The sequence below is a fragment of the Armatimonadota bacterium genome (assembly GCA_016125185.1).
Lineage (GTDB): Bacteria > Armatimonadota > Fimbriimonadia > Fimbriimonadales > Fimbriimonadaceae > Fimbriimonas.
Genome location: WGMG01000012.1, coordinates 1 through 16,439, shown reverse-complemented (window position 1 = coordinate 16,439; position 16,439 = coordinate 1). Strand labels below are relative to the sequence as shown.

12 protein-coding genes and 1 tRNA gene are annotated in these 16,439 nt (G+C 57.4%); 6 read left to right on the top strand and 7 right to left on the bottom strand.

Annotated features, from left to right (window positions below):
* Positions 1-511: 511 nt before the first annotated feature.
* The gene (locus tag GC165_20635; GenBank protein MBI1335276.1) at positions 512-3,604 is read right to left on the bottom strand and encodes a PDZ domain-containing protein; all 3,093 of its coding nucleotides are present in this window, start codon (positions 3,602-3,604) and stop codon (positions 512-514) included.
* Between the two features lie 82 nt (positions 3,605-3,686).
* Here GC165_20635 and GC165_20630 point away from each other — a divergent pair, with 82 nt between their 5' ends.
* Both GC165_20630 and GC165_20625 read left to right on the top strand, forming a co-directional pair.
* Positions 3,687-4,445 carry an esterase gene (locus GC165_20630; protein MBI1335275.1) on the top strand — a complete coding sequence of 253 codons (759 nt, stop codon included), beginning with the start codon at positions 3,687-3,689 and terminating at the stop codon, positions 4,443-4,445.
* Positions 4,446-4,580: 135 nt separating this feature from the next.
* The gene (locus tag GC165_20625; GenBank protein ID MBI1335274.1) at positions 4,581-5,723 is read left to right on the top strand and encodes a hypothetical protein; all 1,143 of its coding nucleotides are present in this window, start codon (positions 4,581-4,583) and stop codon (positions 5,721-5,723) included.
* 44 nt (positions 5,724-5,767) lie between these two features.
* Here the strand turns inward: GC165_20625 and GC165_20620 are convergent, their stop codons facing one another.
* Positions 5,768-6,538, bottom strand: coding sequence for a hypothetical protein (locus tag GC165_20620; GenBank protein MBI1335273.1), 771 nt, complete (start codon positions 6,536-6,538; stop codon positions 5,768-5,770).
* Positions 6,539-6,735: 197 nt separating this feature from the next.
* On the opposite strand from GC165_20620, the gene GC165_20615 reads away from it, so the two are divergent.
* Positions 6,736-6,809: transfer RNA gene (locus GC165_20615), tRNA-Ser, on the top strand.
* Between the two features lie 347 nt (positions 6,810-7,156).
* Here the strand turns inward: GC165_20615 and uvrB are convergent.
* The 3 genes from uvrB to GC165_20600 form a co-directional block, all read right to left on the bottom strand.
* Positions 7,157-9,202: an excinuclease ABC subunit UvrB gene (uvrB, locus tag GC165_20610; protein ID MBI1335272.1), complete on the bottom strand. Its 2,046-nt coding sequence runs from the start codon at positions 9,200-9,202 to the stop codon at positions 7,157-7,159.
* A gap of 635 nt (positions 9,203-9,837) precedes the next feature.
* Positions 9,838-11,526 (bottom strand): hypothetical protein, encoded by a 1,689-nt coding sequence (locus GC165_20605; protein ID MBI1335271.1) that lies wholly within the window; start codon positions 11,524-11,526, stop codon positions 9,838-9,840.
* A 268-nt stretch (positions 11,527-11,794) separates the two neighbouring features.
* A complete protein-coding gene (locus GC165_20600) occupies positions 11,795-12,409 on the bottom strand; it encodes a superoxide dismutase (protein ID MBI1335270.1) in 615 nt (204 codons plus the stop codon).
* Positions 12,410-12,621: 212 nt separating this feature from the next.
* Between GC165_20600 and GC165_20595 the strand changes: the two genes are divergently transcribed.
* Positions 12,622-13,071, top strand: a complete 450-nt coding sequence (locus tag GC165_20595) for a hypothetical protein (GenBank protein MBI1335269.1) — start codon at positions 12,622-12,624, stop codon at positions 13,069-13,071.
* Between the two features lie 146 nt (positions 13,072-13,217).
* Here GC165_20595 and GC165_20590 read toward each other — a convergent pair whose 3' ends face one another.
* Both GC165_20590 and GC165_20585 read right to left on the bottom strand, forming a co-directional pair.
* Positions 13,218-13,622, bottom strand: coding sequence for a DUF2784 family protein (locus GC165_20590; protein ID MBI1335268.1), 405 nt, complete (start codon positions 13,620-13,622; stop codon positions 13,218-13,220).
* A 69-nt stretch (positions 13,623-13,691) separates the two neighbouring features.
* A complete protein-coding gene (locus GC165_20585) occupies positions 13,692-14,654 on the bottom strand; it encodes an NAD(P)H-binding protein (GenBank protein ID MBI1335267.1) in 963 nt (320 codons plus the stop codon).
* 106 nt (positions 14,655-14,760) lie between these two features.
* Here GC165_20585 and GC165_20580 point away from each other — a divergent pair, with 106 nt between their 5' ends.
* Both GC165_20580 and GC165_20575 read left to right on the top strand, forming a co-directional pair.
* Positions 14,761-15,909 carry a GNAT family N-acetyltransferase gene (locus GC165_20580; GenBank protein MBI1335266.1) on the top strand — a complete coding sequence of 383 codons (1,149 nt, stop codon included), beginning with the start codon at positions 14,761-14,763 and terminating at the stop codon, positions 15,907-15,909.
* Between the two features lie 32 nt (positions 15,910-15,941).
* Positions 15,942-16,283, top strand: a complete 342-nt coding sequence (locus GC165_20575; GenBank protein ID MBI1335265.1) for a hypothetical protein — start codon at positions 15,942-15,944, stop codon at positions 16,281-16,283.
* Positions 16,284-16,439 lie beyond the last annotated feature (156 nt).

The window sequence follows — 16,439 nt, the reverse complement described above, 5'->3', positions numbered from 1 at the left end:
CCGCCGCATGGCAGTTTTCTGGACACTGACGACTCCTTTGTCGCCGCCATAATGGCGGGGTCGCTCCGCTCCTTGGATCATTTCAGGTATGAATTCATCCGGGGGTCTTCGCTTCCTACGGTCGCTCCGACCACCCGGCTACCATCTGTGATCCCTCCGGGATCACGTTTCGATTGCCACGCGACAGGCTCTCTGGGAGAAGAACTGTTTGGTTTCGACTTGGCTTTGATCACTGGTAAATCCCAGCTTCGCCCTCCTTCGTCGGACAAGCAGACGTCTTTACCAGTGCCACGACTTGCCTTGGTTTCTTGGTGGGCAGTCCCGATTCGCTTCGCTCATTTCCCTCGCCATGCTCGGCGGGAACTTCGTGACGCTCACCGCTCCCAATTTGCCGACCTCCATCTTGTGGTCTTCGGCGGGCTTGAGCACTCCAAAGGGGCTCACTTTCATCGAGAGGTTGAATGACGTTCACCCGTCTCCCAAATCAAGAATTGGGAGACGGGCTTGTGGTTTAACCCTTGGAGAGGACTTGGATGGCTTTGTCGAGTTGGGGATCTTGGCCGGTGAAGAACTCTTCCGGTGTGAGGTCGGCTTCGTAGTCGGGTTTCACGCCGTTATCTTCCATGCTACTGCCGTCCACGCGCCAGACGCCGGTGCCCGGCATTCGGGCGTTGGTGCCATCGACGAGGCGGAAGCCGCCGGTGTAGATGACGTAGCCCGGGGTGCGGTGACCGACGAGCTTGGCGAGTTTGCGGGCGCGCATGGCCTCGGGGAACATCTCGGCGTTGGAGTAGCTGGACTCGTCCATCATGACGATGATCGGGACGTCGAGCACGGTGCCGGGGCCTCGCATCGCGGCCTCGTCGCGCGGGACGTAGTTCATGTTCTGACGTCGCTCCAGAATGTCGATGATCTGGTCGGCGGTGTTGCCGCCGCCGTTACCACGAACGTCGATGATGACGCCTTTCTTGCCTGGCGCGTACTGCCAAATCTGTTGCTGGAACAGTTGGAGGTTGCGGGCATCCATGCCAGCGATGTGGACGTAGGTGAGGTTGCCACCCGACTTGGATTCGACGTACTTACGGTTGGCTTCCAGGCGGTTTCGACCGACGATTCCCGCGTACTGACCCGGCGAAATGGCTTCGTAGGTCACGTCGCGAGTCTTGCCGTCCGTGCCCTTCACTGTCAGGGTGACGTCGCGTCCGGCCTGATCGTTCAGCACGTCTCGGAAGACCGCTTCGTTGGTGGAGACGTCCTTGCCGTTGATCTGAAGGACGATCTCACCGGGCTTGATCAGCGACTTTTCGTAGCTGACAGGTGAGCGCTTGGGCACATCTTTGACCTTGATTCCGGGGCCGGAATAGCTGTAGTCCCAGCTGAAGCCGAGGTGGGCCGAACTTTGGCTCTTGTTGCCGCCGGGGCCGGGTGAGACCTCGGAGTGTGAGCTTTCGAGTTCGCCAACGAGCATGAACAGCAGGGTTGCCATCTCGTTTCGGGTTCCGACGGATGGGAGAAGCCGCTCGTACTTCTTGCCGAGGGCGACCCAGTCGCGGCCGTGGAAGTTCGGGTCATAGAAGCCGTTGTTGAAGCCTCGCCAGAACTGGTGGAATGCGGCCTCGCGGGTCTTCTTGAGGTCACGGGTGTATTCGCCTCGGAAGTCCACGCCCTGGGTCGGGAATCCGTTGGCCTTGAGGTTGGTGACGAAGAGCTTGCCGCCCTGGATGGAAAGGAGGCTCTTGCCGTCCTCAGACAGTTCGAAGCCGCCCGGGCCGGTGATGCGTTTGGCGTTTTCGCCGTTGTAATCGGCGCGGTAGATGCCGTCGCCGCCCACATAGAAGAACGTTCCGTCCTCAGGATTGACCTGGATCGTGCTGTTCACGCCAGTGGTGATCTGGCGCTCGCGGGTCTCGATGTCGTCGAAATCGATGGTGACCTTCACCATGCCTGTCGGCTTGGTGTACTTCATCTTGGACTCGGGACTGCTGTAGCTTTCCGGCTGGAGCGGCAGGGCGAAAAGGTTATTGTCGCGGCGGAAGTAGAGATATTTTCCGTCGGCGCTCCAGACCGGGCTGGAATGGCTCTGGTTGGTTTGGGTGACGTTGTGCTTCTTACCGTCCGTGAGGTCAACGACGAAGACGTTGTTGCCCGCATCCCAGTAATAGAATCCGCTTCCCTGAAGGGTCTCGACGTAGGCGATATAGCGTCCGTCGGGCGAGAAGCTGTACTCGAGGTCGGACCGGCCCGGGCGGGAGACGATCATCTCAGGCGCGCCGCCATCGACCGGGGCGCGGTAGATGCCGCCGTTGGCGCCGTACTGCTGGTAGACCACATACTTCTTGTCCGGGCTGATCTTGACGTTATCGACCTGGGCATCCTGGGTGGACACCATCGTGACCTTTTTGGTGGCGAGGTCGAGCTTGTACAGACGCTCGGAGTCGTCACGATCGCTAATGATGTAGGCGGACTTGCCGTCGGGCGAGAAGACCTGGACGTCGTCGATGCCGGCCCAATCGGTGAGCTGGGTGGCGTCGTCCTTGTTCGGACCTTCGCCTTTCTTGACGGGTACCGACCAGACTTCGCTCATGTTGTTGAAGAGGATGGTGCTTCCGTCGGGGCTGAGGGTTGCGCCGCGCGCGCCGTCGGTGAGGACCATGTGCTCTTCGGTGATGACCTTGTCGTCGACATTGGCAGTCATCTCGATCATGTGCGGCTCGGCGCCGGGCTTCATCACGTAGACGTCACCGTTGCGCTCGAAGGCGAGAGTGTTGCCGTCTCGCGAGGCGGTGAGGAACCGGGTTCCGTCGCCGGAGTAATTGGTCAGGCGCTTAGCTGAGCCATTGGCGTCGATCTTGTAGACGTTGGGGGTTCCGCCGACGGTGAAGGTGACGCGACCGATGCTTTTACCGAGGGGGCTGCTGCTGGCGACGGGGTCGGTCATGGTGACGGCGTACATGCCGCTGGCCGAGGTTTGGGGCCAAAGGTGTTGGTAGCCGTTGTTGCGGACCTGGATTCGCTTATCGGTCTTGGGATCGAAAATCCACATCTGCTGGGCGTCGGAACCTTGGTAGCGAGGTCGCTCCCACGGAAAACCGAGGCGTCCGTACAGGATGCGGCCATCGGCCATGCCTTGCGGGTCTTCGATCGGCATTTGGTCGAGGAAGAATTCGTGAATGGAGCCGGAATCGACATCGACCGAGTAGATGCCTCGGTAGGCGTCGTCAAGGCGGCGCATCATGAGGATCGACTTTCCGTCGGCGGTCCAGGAGGACGGGATATCCGAGCCGGTGTTGTAGGTGATCCGTTTCGGACGTCCGCCGTCGGAATCCACGACGAAGACGTCGTTGTTGCCGTAGCGGTCGCTGGCGAAGGCGATCTGCTTGCCGTCTGGACTCCAGACCGGACGATCGTCCATTTCGACATTGTCGGTGATGGGGATGGCCTTGCCGCCGTTGGACGGGGCGACCCACACGTCGCCTTGGTAGCTGAAAGCGATCTTGCTTCCGTCCGGGCTGAGGGCGAGCCATCGGGCTCCTACGATAGTATCGGCAAGCGAAACAGTGGCAAATGCCGAGAAAAGGGCAAGAAGAGGTAGTCGACCCCGCATCCTCTTACGTTACCGGAAAATGGGGCGTAGGTCGAATGACCAGGGTTTTGAACATTCGATTTCTGACCACGTACGACTTTGCATGCTCTCAGTGATGCTCGGTTTGGCGATGACGCAAGTCGCCGGAATGGAAAATGTGACTTTGAATGTGGATGGAGTCGAGCGGCAGTTCTACGCCTATTTTCCGAGGACAAAGGATGCGCGCCCCCGACCGGTGGTATTCGCTTTTCATGGCCACGGCGGGAATTCGCAGTACTCAGTCAAGAAATATCACGTGAACACCCTTTGGCCGCAGGCGATTTCGATCTACCCGCAAGGGTTGCCGACGCCGGGTGCGTTGACGGACAAGGAAGGGAAGCGGAACGGTTGGCAGAAGGACGAGGGAGACCAAAACGACCGGGATTTGAAGTTTTTCGACGCGATGCTGAAGTGGGTGCACACGAAGGCGACGGTGGACGATAAGGCGATCTTTTCGTTGGGGCACTCGAATGGCGGATCGTTCACGTATCTGCTTTGGAAAGCGCGTCCAGATGTGATGCGGGCGATTGCGCCGAGCGGGGCGGGTGGCGTTTCGGCGCGGGGAACGAAGCCAATTCCGGTGTTTTTGACCTCGGGCGAGAACGATCCGCTGGTGCGTTTCAACCTTCAGGTGCGATCGCTGGATTATGTGAAGCGGGTTGACCAGTGCGAGGCACAGGGCAAGAAGCTCGACGAGCATATGACGCGGTGGGAGTCGAGGGTGGGTGCGCCGGTGGTGCACTACGTTTTTGACGGTGGGCACGAATACCCCGAGGATGCATTGGCGAAGTCGGTAGCGTTTTTGCGGGGGTATGCCGAGTAGGTTTCAGGCTTCAGCTTTTGAGTTCTAAGTGTTGATTGGGGTTTATTGGTGGCGGTTCCCCTCCTCTTGGTGGAGCCGTGACCATGGTCATTCTTAAGGCTTTTGATTTTCGATTCGCTGGGATACCATATACCCATGACCTCCCGTTTGGCCATCGGACTTATCGCCTTTTCTGCCGCCGTCGCCAACGCCGCGACGGTGCCGAGCGACGACGCCAATATCGTCTACAGTCCTTACAACTGGTACCACTCGGGGTCGGCGTACGCCCAAACCCCCAACCCGGGCGCCTATCTGAAGTTCGGCTTTACCGGTACCAGCCTATCGGTCAACCTCGACGTGTCGCCGTTCACGACCGCCAACATTCCCGCCACCCAGTACCCGGTCATCAGGTATTCCGTTGATGGCGGACCCCCGACCACCCTCCAGCTAACGTCCCTCACAGCGTCGATCGAGTGCGCCAAAGGTCTCAAATCCGGTGACCATACGTTTCTACTTCAATACGTCGCTGGTTACGTTTTCCTCGATTTCTGGACGCCTATCGATGTGATCCGCGTGACCGGCTTTGCCCTCGACGATGGCGCCCATACGGTTGCTCCTACTGGTCGAATCGCCTCCAAGAAGCGCCACATACTCTTCTTCGGCGATAGCATCACGAATGGCGATGACGACATCGCCACGTTTACCGGCGGAATTACCAACGCCGTCGATACCCAAGACGCCACCCTCGGCTACCCGAATATCGTCGCCGCCGCCACCGACGCCGAGTTCGGCATCATCGCCTATGGAGGCGCGTCGTGGGACTCTCGTGCGGCGGATGGGCACACGCCCGGCCTCAACACGTTTTGGTCGATGTTCGACAAGGACCATTCGCGAATGGTAAAGGATTCCAGATTCCCAAAGCCAGATGAGAGGTTCGATCCTATCCCCGACGACATCTACATCAACATGGGCGAAAATCGAACCCCCAAATACGAGGAGGTTGTCCAATGGCTAATCGCCCTTAGGCGCGCGACTAGTATGAACACGAATATATTCGTCATCGTTCCGTTTTCTGGTCGAGCCCGCAAGGAGCTCGACTGGGCGGTCAAACTTTCCGTCGAAGGTACCGGCCCAGCCGTAAGGAACTACCTCATTGACCTCGGCGACAATCCTTACCTGCCCGACAACGGCCCCACCATGTTCTCCGTCGATGGCCAGCATCCTCTCGCCGCCCTCCACGCCCAACTCGGCGCGCAAATCGTTGCCGAACGGGCGAGGTTATTGGGTTTCAAGGAATAACCACAGATTGTGGACTTAAGGTCATGTCTCAGTAAATGATCTCGCTAGGTCCTTTTTACTTGCGGCGTCTTTACTTTGTAAACAGTCATTACTACGCCCTTGAAGTGATCAATCCACTCCTCGATATCCTCAGCTGACCAAGAATCCGCCGGCATAGTGAGCAGAAAGGAAGATATCGCTGGATGCTTGGAAAGATCAACGCCCGTTGCTGGAGAAACAGAGGGTGAAGAATAGGTAGTTTCAGTTAAATCGTGCCCCACGTCCGTAGGAAGATTGCTGGGCATCGATGCTATTGCGGGGAGGATTAGCTTGTCCTTTGAAGCAGACATCATTCCCGCTTGTTCAGCTGAGCGCCTAAAGGTCTGCCTGGCCTTTTCAACTTGTTTCGGGGCAACGCCTAGCGTCTTAAAACGACTCTGTAATCCTTCATCGGGGGGAAGCTGACGGCCCCGATACTCTTCAAATATCTTGTTGTAAAGTGGAACCGTCAAAAAAGCTTCAACCCTAGCTTGCGACCGAAGATGTGGTTGCACAATTCGTTGGCCAAGTGCAGTCAGAGTCACAGCCAAACGATCTGTCTCGACCAACCCAAACGTTCGAGCCGCAGACATTTTCATTTGAAAGGCTCCGCTCTTTATCCCTGCGTGGCCAAGGGCATCAGCCAAGGTGTCGAGATGACCGCTGTCCCCAAACTTCTGGTGAATCATCGTAGCGACTGACTCGGCGGATTCAAGGTCCATATAGGGAAAGGCGATCGTTGACCTGTCTTTTCCCTGTTTCACTAATTCTGTATGTGTTGCCGACCCGTCGCTCATTTACCGCCTCTATGCCATTTTACTACAAAAGCAGTTGAAAAGCATAGAATCCGCGAAAATATCAGTATAATAGCTGATGGAGGAAATTCCTATCAGAAGATGAATCCGGGCGGGGTCCTTGAGTGGGGGTCCTTAAGCCGAGAGCCCTTGGCCCCGCCCTTCGTTTCTAAAGAGAGTATTGGAACTACCCTCAACGACCGCCTGTAGCTCATTTGGAAAGAGCACCACCCTGCTAAGGTGGAGGTAGCGGGTCCGAGCCCCGCCAGGCGGTTCAGTTTAACAATATATTATAGCATAAGAGCCCACCTACTTAGGCTCAAATGAACTCAAGTCATTTGAGAGTCATTCCCGCTATAAGCGGCTTGGTACCTTGCGGGCAGTTCTTGGAACTAATTACTGATGAAATTGGGTCTGACCCATCAAATAAGCTCTGAGCAATTTGACCATATCGTCTTGGATAATAGTCTTGCTTTCTCGGCTATTGTTCCTTCACTTCCTCATGTAAAGAGCGAGAAACCAAACCGTTTACCTCTTTGGACAAAGAGGTCGGTGAGCCCGCGAACCGGGCGAGTCGATTGCAAATCTTGCGACAGTCCGTTTCGGAAAGCGAGGCTACACCTACCGCCGAGATGCGAAGCGCTTGACCTTTCGCTTCTCCTGCCCCAAGCGACCATCGCTCGTCCCCGCGATCTTTCTCAGTGACTCGATCTCGTCCCGGATTCCCGCCGCCTTCTCAAACTCCATCGCCTTCGCCAGGTCCTTCATCTCCTTCTCCATCGCCGCAATCAGGATCGGGATATCCTCGATCCGCACCGCCGCATCCGACAGCACCGAGGTCTTCGCCTCGTCCGAGTATTGCGACGTGATGTCCTGCACCTGGTCGTACGACCGGATCGTCTCGCGGACCTCCTTCTTAATCGTCACCGGCTCGACCCCGTGCTCGGCGTTATAGGCCAACTGAATTTCGCGTCGACGAGTGGTCTCATCGATCGCCCTCTGCATCGAACCCGTCATGTTATCGGCGTACATGATGACCCGCCCATCCACGTTTCGGGCCGCACGGCCGATGGTCTGAATCAGCGAGGTTTCCGACCGCAAAAAGCCTTCTTTGTCCGCGTCCAAGATTGCCACCAGCGTCACCTCGGGCAGGTCCAAGCCCTCGCGCAACAGGTTCACGCCGACCACCACGTCGTACACGCCAAGCCGCAGATCGCGCAGAATTTCGGGCCGCTCCAGCGAATGCACGTTCGAGTGGACGTAGTTCACCTTGATGCCGATATCCTGCAGGTAGCCGGTCAGGTCCTCCGCCATCTTCTTGGTCAGCGTCGTCACCAGCGCGCGGCTTCCCTTGGCCACCACGCCCTGAATTTCGTGGATCAGATCGTCGATCTGCCCCTTCGTCGGACGGATCACCACCTCGGGGTCTACCAGGTACGTCGGACGGATGATCTGCTGGACCACCTGTGCCTCATTTTCCTTCTCGAACGGCCCCGGCGTCGCCGACACAAACACCACCTGCGGCACTCGATCAAGGAACTCCTCGAACTTCAGCGGCCGGTTATCGAGCGCGCTCGGCAACCGAAAACCGTAATCCACCAGCACCGATTTTCGCTGTTTGTCGCCGTTGTACATTGCCCGCACCTGCGGCAGGGTCTGGTGGCTTTCGTCGATGAAGATGATCGCGTCGCTCGGCAAGAAGTCGAGGAGCGTAAACGGGGCGGTGCCGGGCTGACGCCCGTCGAAGTATCGCGAGTAGTTTTCGATGCCGTTGCAGTACCCGAGCTCGGCCATCATCTCCAGGTCAAACTCCACCCGCTGGCGTACCCGCTGAGCCTCCAACAGCTTGCCTTGGCTCTGGAATAGCGCCTCCTGGGCGTCCAATTCCTCCCGGATCGCCGTCATGACGTGGTCCATCTTTTCCCACGGCGTCACGTAGTGCGTGGCGGGAAAAACGCTGATGCGCGACGGCTCGTCCAGCACGTCCTGCGTCAGCGGATCGACCAGCCGAATCCGCTCGATCTGATCGCCGAAGAACTCGATTCGCGTGACCGTTTCTTCGTCCTTGGGCTGAATCTCTAGCGTGTCGCCCCGCACCCGGAACGTCCCGCGCTCCAAATACAGCGCATTCCGCGTGAACTGCATCTGGATTAGCTTCTTCAGGGCCTCATCCAGGTCGAACGTCGTCCCTGTCTCGAACGTCACCACCGAGTCCGCGTAGGTATCCGGCGAACCCAGGCCGTAGATGCACGACACCGACGCCACGACCACCACGTCTCGGCGCTCCAACAGCGCGTGGGTGGCCGCGTGGCGAAGCCGCTCGATCTCGTCGTTCACGCTGGAGTCCTTTTCGATATAAAGATCGCTCTGCGGGACGTACGCTTCCGGCTGGTAGTAGTCGTAATACGAAATGAAGTACTGAACCGAGTTCTCGGGGAAGAACGCCCGGAATTCCTGGCAAAGCTGGGCCACCAACGTCTTGTTGTGGGCCAAAATCAGCGCCGGTCGCTGGGTTTTCTGGATGACGTTCGCCATCGTGAACGTCTTACCGGTGCCGGTTGCACCCAGCAGGGTTTGGAAGCGGTAGCCGGACTCGATTCCGTCCACCAACTGCTCGATCGCCTGCCCCTGGTCGCCCTTCGGCTCGAAGTCATTGCTCAGGGTCAGCGGCGTATCGTAGCGGACAATAGACACAGTAGTAATAATATACGCTTGTCTAGGTCTTTATTTCGCCGTTTGGGCCCGTCGACGATCATCTTTTGCAGAGAGCATGCCTGCGAGTGCCTTTGTCAGGTTAATTGCAAGCCGGGAACGGTGAACAGCGAACCCAACGCCATAGAAGCGAAGCTCTGAATCTGCGCAAAACGAGGCTATTCCTTAGAAAGGGGTTCGGTGAGAGCATCGAACTCCCTAAATCCCGCCGAAGGAATTGGCGCAAAGCGACATCGGGAAGAGGTATCGACGAAGACCCTCGAAGGATCCCAATAGGGATTGTCAGTCTATGAATCCTCCCCACCGCTTCACTGCGTTCAGCGACTCCCCCCGGGGAGTAGCTTGGTCATTCGGAAATCAAGGTCGAGTCAGTGCGTCATCCGGCCCCAAAGTCCAACATGGAGAAAAGCAACTTGGCATTGACTCATATTGAGCCCAACAGCCACGCTACTCCCCGGGGGGAGTCGCTGAGCCAAGACGTGGCGAAGCGGTGGGGAGGATTCATTGATCGCAGGAGTATCCCTTAGAAGAGGGATGACTCTCAACCGAGCCGAATAGCCTCTGTGGCCCTCGCCCTTCCGAAGCGAGCCCTACTCATGCCAATGCACCGTCTCGAAGATCGGCATCCGATTGAATAGCGGCAACGACGGATCAAGCCGACAACGCACCCAGCCATCCGCGATCAGCGCCTCCAGTGCCGCCATGAGCGCGTGGTACGTGTTCCCCCGCAACTGCTCATCGTCGATCTTTTGCAATTCCGCCCGAAGCGCCTCTTTTAGCACCGACGACCGGGGGCACTTCGGCAGAGTCTCGATCCAAAATCGGTACGGAAACTCGACCGGCACCACCTTCTTACCTCGCTGAAAAACCGACTGCCGATGCACGTGCCCTTCCCGATAGCTTGCTCCATCTTTGCGTTCTGCTCCCTCGATGTCCAGCTCGAAAACCGTGCTCGTGTAAATTGGCGAATCCGAGGCGGTCGAACCCATATGCTTGCCCAGCGACCGAACCAAAGGTAAAGCAAACCCTGCCACCCCAGCCGTTAGTTCTTCGTCGATGAACCCGCCCTGGGCCAGCCATGCCCACGCCTTGCCTGGCTCCAAGTCCAGCCCGTTCTCCGCTGCGATCCGCCGCGTGTGCTCCTGCAGGTCTACAAACTGCTCGTTGGCGCTATACCAGTAGTCGGCAAACCGAATATGATTTCGAATTCGCGAGGTCTGCCGCCGGTCGTACGCTTCGCGAAGCCAATTCCAATCCTCACCACGCTCGGCTTCCAGGATCGAAAACGCCGCCTCGCGACCGCTCACGTGCGTGATCGTCATGCCCGCCGCCAAGATCGGATCGGCAAAGCCAGATGACTCGCCCACAAGCATCCAGTTCGCTCCGGAATGCCGCTCGGCCAAGAATGACCAATCCTTGGTCGTCTGCAGGTTGCCTTCCGAAACCGCGTTCGCCATCAGGCCCGCCACGCGCGGCTCTTCAGCCAGCGCTTTTGCATAGAGGTCCTCGGGTCGCTCGCCGCTTTGCCGGTAGTACTCGGCCGGGACGATTAGTCCCACACTCGTGCGTTCAGGACCAAGTGGAATGAACCAAATCCACCCGTACCCTACGCTCATCACCTGGACCCGCGTCCCGCCGACGCCGATCTCCTCCGCCCAGTCCGCGTTCTGCCAGTAATCCCAAATCGCGATATTCTGCAGACTGGTTGGGCTGTGTGTCGCCACGCCGACTGCCCGCCGAAGAATGCCCGCATGCCCCGAGCAGTCGAGGTAATACTTCGCTGTCACCGTTTCGCCGGTTGACAGTTCCAGACCGTTTACTGAATCGCCGTCAGTCGCAATCCGCCGAACCCCGACGCCCTCACGAACCTGACAACCGAGCTCCGCCGAATGGTCGAGCAGAATCTTGTCGTATACCGCTCGGTCCACCTGGAATGCCAAATGCCGCCGCTGTCCCTCGAACTTTGCCGGCCGCGGCTCGTCGCGGATGAACGGCGTCGGCATGAAGTCAAAATCCCAAAGCTCCTGGCTCTTGCCCCACTTGTACGTCGCCCCGATCTTGATCGGAAAGTTCGCCGCCTCGACTTTATCCCAGCACCCCATTTCGTGCAGGATTCGCGAAATCTCGGGCAGTTGGCTCTCGCCCACATGGTCGCGCGGAAACACTTCGCGCTCAAAAATAGCGACCCTTAGGTCGCCGTACTTACGAAGGAACGTCCCGGCCGTACTCCCCGCTGGCCCCCCACCAATAATTGCCACGTCCACATCGACGTTCGCCATAAGAAACGAATTATAGCTAATGCCGAAAGAAATTAGAATAATGCAAGAAACATTTGACCTCAAGCCTTCGAAAGATGAGGCTATCCCATGGCAAAGGGATAAGCGACAAACTCAAAACTGTTTTGCCTCAATGGTGAGGAATGCATGAGCCGATAGCCTGTCCATGCAGAGCTTTTGAGGCTAAACGTAAAGACTACCGACTCTCACGACGAAGCGTAGACCCCGATCATCGGGGCCAACTGAATCCTGAAACCTGAAGCCTAGGGAATCACATCCCCTTCTTCAGCCGCGCGTTCACCGCATCCCAATCGATGACGTTGAAGTATGCGTCGATGTACTTCGCTCGCGCGGTCTGGAAGTCCAGGAAGTAGGCGTGCTCATACACGTCCAGCGCCAGGATCAGCGTCGTGTTCCAAGCCGGATACGTGTCCTGACCGTCGCCCATGAACGTGAACACTCGCTCATCGTCGTGGTCATAGGCCAGATACGCCCAGCCGCGAGCGCCGATGCCGGTCGTTTTCCATTCCTTCGCCCAATTCTCGAACGAGCCGTACGCCTCGTTGATCAGGGTTGCGACGTCGCCGGTGGCCGGACCGCCCGAGCCGCCGATGGTGTCGAAGTATACGTTGTGGTTCTTGTAGCCGCCATAGGCAAACGCATAGTTCACCTTGAGCGCACGCACCTGGCTGTAAATTTGGTTTGCCTTAGCCGGATCCATCTCAAGCTCGGCCAACGCTTTGCGGATCTCATTGGTCTTGTTGGCATAGCCTTGCCACAAACCGAGGTGGGCTTTGTGGGTGGCTTCGCTGATGCCATGAGAGGCGGTGTTCAGGGCTTTCGCAATATCGGCTTCGGTTGGGACATGAACGAGTTTTGCTTCCATTTTCTTTCTCACTGGGTTGGACGATGCGCCAACAATCTGCCCAAAAGCAGACGTGCCTAACCCGGCGGCCGCGGCCACCGCTACAAAATCTCTTCTAGTTAGGTCTGGTTTCTCCCCTGGCACGATCCTGTTTTTCTTCTACGCGGAAAAATCCGTCCGCATTTTACTTGTCTTCCGGAAGAAAAAGGCGTTTATTAACACTAGGGACTGATATGAAAGCGTATCTGAACTCACTAGAGAACACACCGAAAACGCTCGTCAACATCATCGATCAGGTTCAGCCAACCAAGTACAACGAACACACGGACCCCGATCGCTTCAATCTCACCGAATTGGTCGCCCATCTAGCCGATTTCGACGACATCTTCCTCGACCGTCTCCGTCTTGCCCATGAGTCCCCGGGCACGACAGTTGAGTCTTTTGACCCAGACAAACGAGCCTACGAAAAACATTATTCGACCCGCGATCTCCACCACGAACTCGACGTTTTCGAGAATCGACGCCGAGACCTAGTCGACTTCCTTAGCAAACTCGGGCCTGACGATTGGAACATCAAATTCCACCACCCGGACCTCGGCGAAACCACTATCGACGAGTACGCCAATATCATCTTGGCGCACGACCTCAGCCATCTTTCTCACGCCACAAGCTACATGAAGTAGCCCACCCACACCTTCCCCAAATCTCGGTCGAAAGCCAATGGGGAGGGACTAGGTTACGGTTGGCAGTTGGGAGTCAGCAGACAATCGGATTCCATCTCTCTCGATTCACGGATCTCGGTTCCCGTCTTACGGTTCTCGGTTCACGGTTAACAGCTCTTCGCAACAAGCTTGTGACTCCTCACCGCATCCCGAACATTCAACCCAATGCTCATCATCCCCACGAACGCGAATGTCACCCCGCACACCAACCGCGTCAGATTCGGGTCGGGCACGTCGCCAGCGATGCCCCGCATCAGATAGTCCAAAAACGAACCGTCCAAAATCCGCTCGCCAAGGGCGCGTCGCACTTGCCAATGCAGGTCGGTCACCACGCAGTAGCCGATCCCCTTCCACAGCCCCAGAATCAGCCACGAAGAGAACGTCCCGAGAAGCAGATAGAGGTTCCAACGCCGAGTCTTTCTCCAGATCCATCCGAACACATTGAAGAGCAAGATCGCCGTGTGGAAGACGATCAGGAACACGTTGAGGAACTGTAGCCCGAGCGTATTCATAACGAACCCTTCAACTTCGGTTCGCGCTCACTCGTCCCCGTGTTGGGCCAAATCAGGGTCCCGATTTTCTCAGACCCTGCGCATCGTTCGACTTCGCCGCAAGCAGTCCTTCAGCCCAAACCGACCCGGCTCAGGCAAGCCTCTTCGGATCTGGTCATCGGTGAACATCGTTCTCGGAACCAGGTGCTCGGGCAAGAGGTCCTGGTGCCCAAAAGGCTCGGCCAGGCTCTCGGAGAGGATTCGAATCTGGGCCTTCGCCGTTAGAGGAATCGTCATTGTGCGCTCAAAAAACCAGGCCAACCCGTAATGCAGCCAGAGGGGAGCCGGGAAAGAAATAGGATGTCTTCCACAAACTTTCATTATTCTTTGAACAGACTGAGCCAACGTCATTTCTTCCGGTCCAGTGACCGCAACGGTCTGACGCGAAAGTTCGCCATCGACGATCGAGGCCATCATGATTTTCACCAAATCCTCGACCGCCAATGGGCGAACGGGGTGGGGGCGAAAGCCAACGTACAGGAAGATGGGAAAGCTGTAGAGAGCGTGCGAGATGTGATCCAGCATATGGTCGCCTTTGCCGTAGATCACACCCGCCTTGAAGATCGAAAAGTCGAGGCCCGACCCACGTACAATTTCCTCAGCCGCATATTTCGACTCGTGATAGCCTGATCCGCAGTTCGGACGGGCTCGCAGGAAGCTCAGCAAGAGAACCTTTCGCACCCCTGCCTGCTTGGCCGCATCGACGACGTTTTGCGTTCCCCGAACATGGACATGCTCGTACGTTTGCTCTCCAATCTCGCGGTTAATGCCTCCTAAGTGAGCCACGACTTCGCATCCACGGAAGGCGTTCAAGAGCGACTCGTCGTCGCCCACGCTCGCGGGCGTAAAGTGGACGTTGGGATGATCGAGAATGGTTAGTTCGCGATGATCCACTCCACGTGAAACAACCACGACATCGTGTCCTTGGTCTGCCAACGCTCTCGCTAGGCTTCGACCAACAAATCCCGTTCCGCCCGTAACTGCTACCTTCATATCTATCATCCTATCACAATTTTCAGAATATTGTGAAATTATTGAAATCATCGGATGTTCATTCTGGCTTCATCACCCAGGACCGCTCATTTGCAATAATTAATCTATGGCCATCGAGGTTCGCAAAAGCGACGCGGCAAACATCGAGGATCTCGGCAAGGTCTGGTCGATTACCTATCGAAGCGGCCAGCCATACGTCGTCGACGAAACCCGAAGCCACCTCTCGGAGAACTACGTCGCCTACCAGGACGGAGTCGTCGCTGGGGCGTACGGCGTCAGCCCCATGACCGCCACACGCGGCGCGGCTGAATTCAAGTGCGCCGGCGTTCTTGCCGTTGCCGTCTTGCCCCACATCCGTAACAGTGGCGTCGGAAGCGAGATGATGCGCCACCTTATCCGTGACTACTACGAGAAAGGCTACGAACTCGCGAGTCTCTATGCGTTTCGCGAGTCCTGGTACCGCCGATTCGGCTACGAAGTCGTCGGCTGTAAGTACAAAATCCGGGTTGAAGCCGCCAAATTCCCTCGCGTCAGCGGCGAACTGCCGATTGAGATGTTCGGCATCGAGGGCCTTCCCAAAATCGAAGCGTGCTACAACGAGTTCGCCCATCGCCGCTCCGGCCTCAACCTCCGGCATAACGGCCAGTGGGAGCGACAATTCCCCCGCGAATCCAACCGCACCATCTATGCCGCCGGTGGCCCCGTCGAAGCCTACGCCATCGTCCAACACAAGGCCGATTTCTGGGTTGAACAAGAAATCGTCGAATTCGCCTGGACCACGCGCCGAGGCTACGAGTCCATCCTCTCCGTCATCCGCGCTATCGCCAAAAACAAGTCGTCCGTCACCTGGATCGAGCCGTCCGACAGCCCCTACCGAAGTTACTTCTGGGACAGCGGCGCGAGCCTGGAAATCTCCAACCCGGTGATGTACCGTGCCATCAATGTCAAAAAGGCCCTTGAGGGGCTGAAACCCACAGCCAGCGGACATTTCACGATCCAAGTCCTCGACGAAATCATCGAAGCGAACAACCAGCCCTATCGAGTCGAATTCTCGCCGTCTGGCGTCTCCGTCACACCAACTGACTCAGCTAACCTCGTCATGGGTGATTGCCAATTCGTCCAAGCTCTTCTCGGTGAGCCCAGCCTCGCCACCCTCGCGGGCAACGGCTTCATCGATGTCCTTGACCCCAGCGACTTGGCGGCCGCCAACCTCCTCCTCCCCCCGTCGCCAACCCTCTGCATCGAAGGCTTCTGATTCCGAGCCGATTCGTCGTTGAATAGACGCCAGTGAAGGAGATTCGCACAAAGCTGGCATGGTTAGAAAAGATCGTTGGCTCAATTCTCGCCGTGCTATTTGCGCCTGCCGTTCCCGCCGTTTTGCTGGCGATACTTGCCTTCTTCATCGCCCAATTCACGCATGGCCCGCGCGTAGCCGTCGATATTTCTAGGACCTGGTTGCTTGTAACCTACTTCGGATTCGGCGCGATAATGCTCCTTGCCGGTTGGGACACGCTCCTCGGCAAACCCACTCGCAGGCGAGAGTACACACCGCGCACGACTGCTTATTACGAAGAGCACGAAGCCGACCGCGAACGCCGACGCACCGAAATCTGGAACGGTAAACCGTAAGCCGGAAACGGGAAAGCGAAGAATTGTAACATAGCCATGCTCACGGCTCACGGCTCACGGCTCACGGCTCACGGCTCACGGCTCACGGCTCACGGCTCACGGCTCACGGCTCACGGCTCACGGCTCACGGCTCACGGCTCACGGCTCACGGCTCAC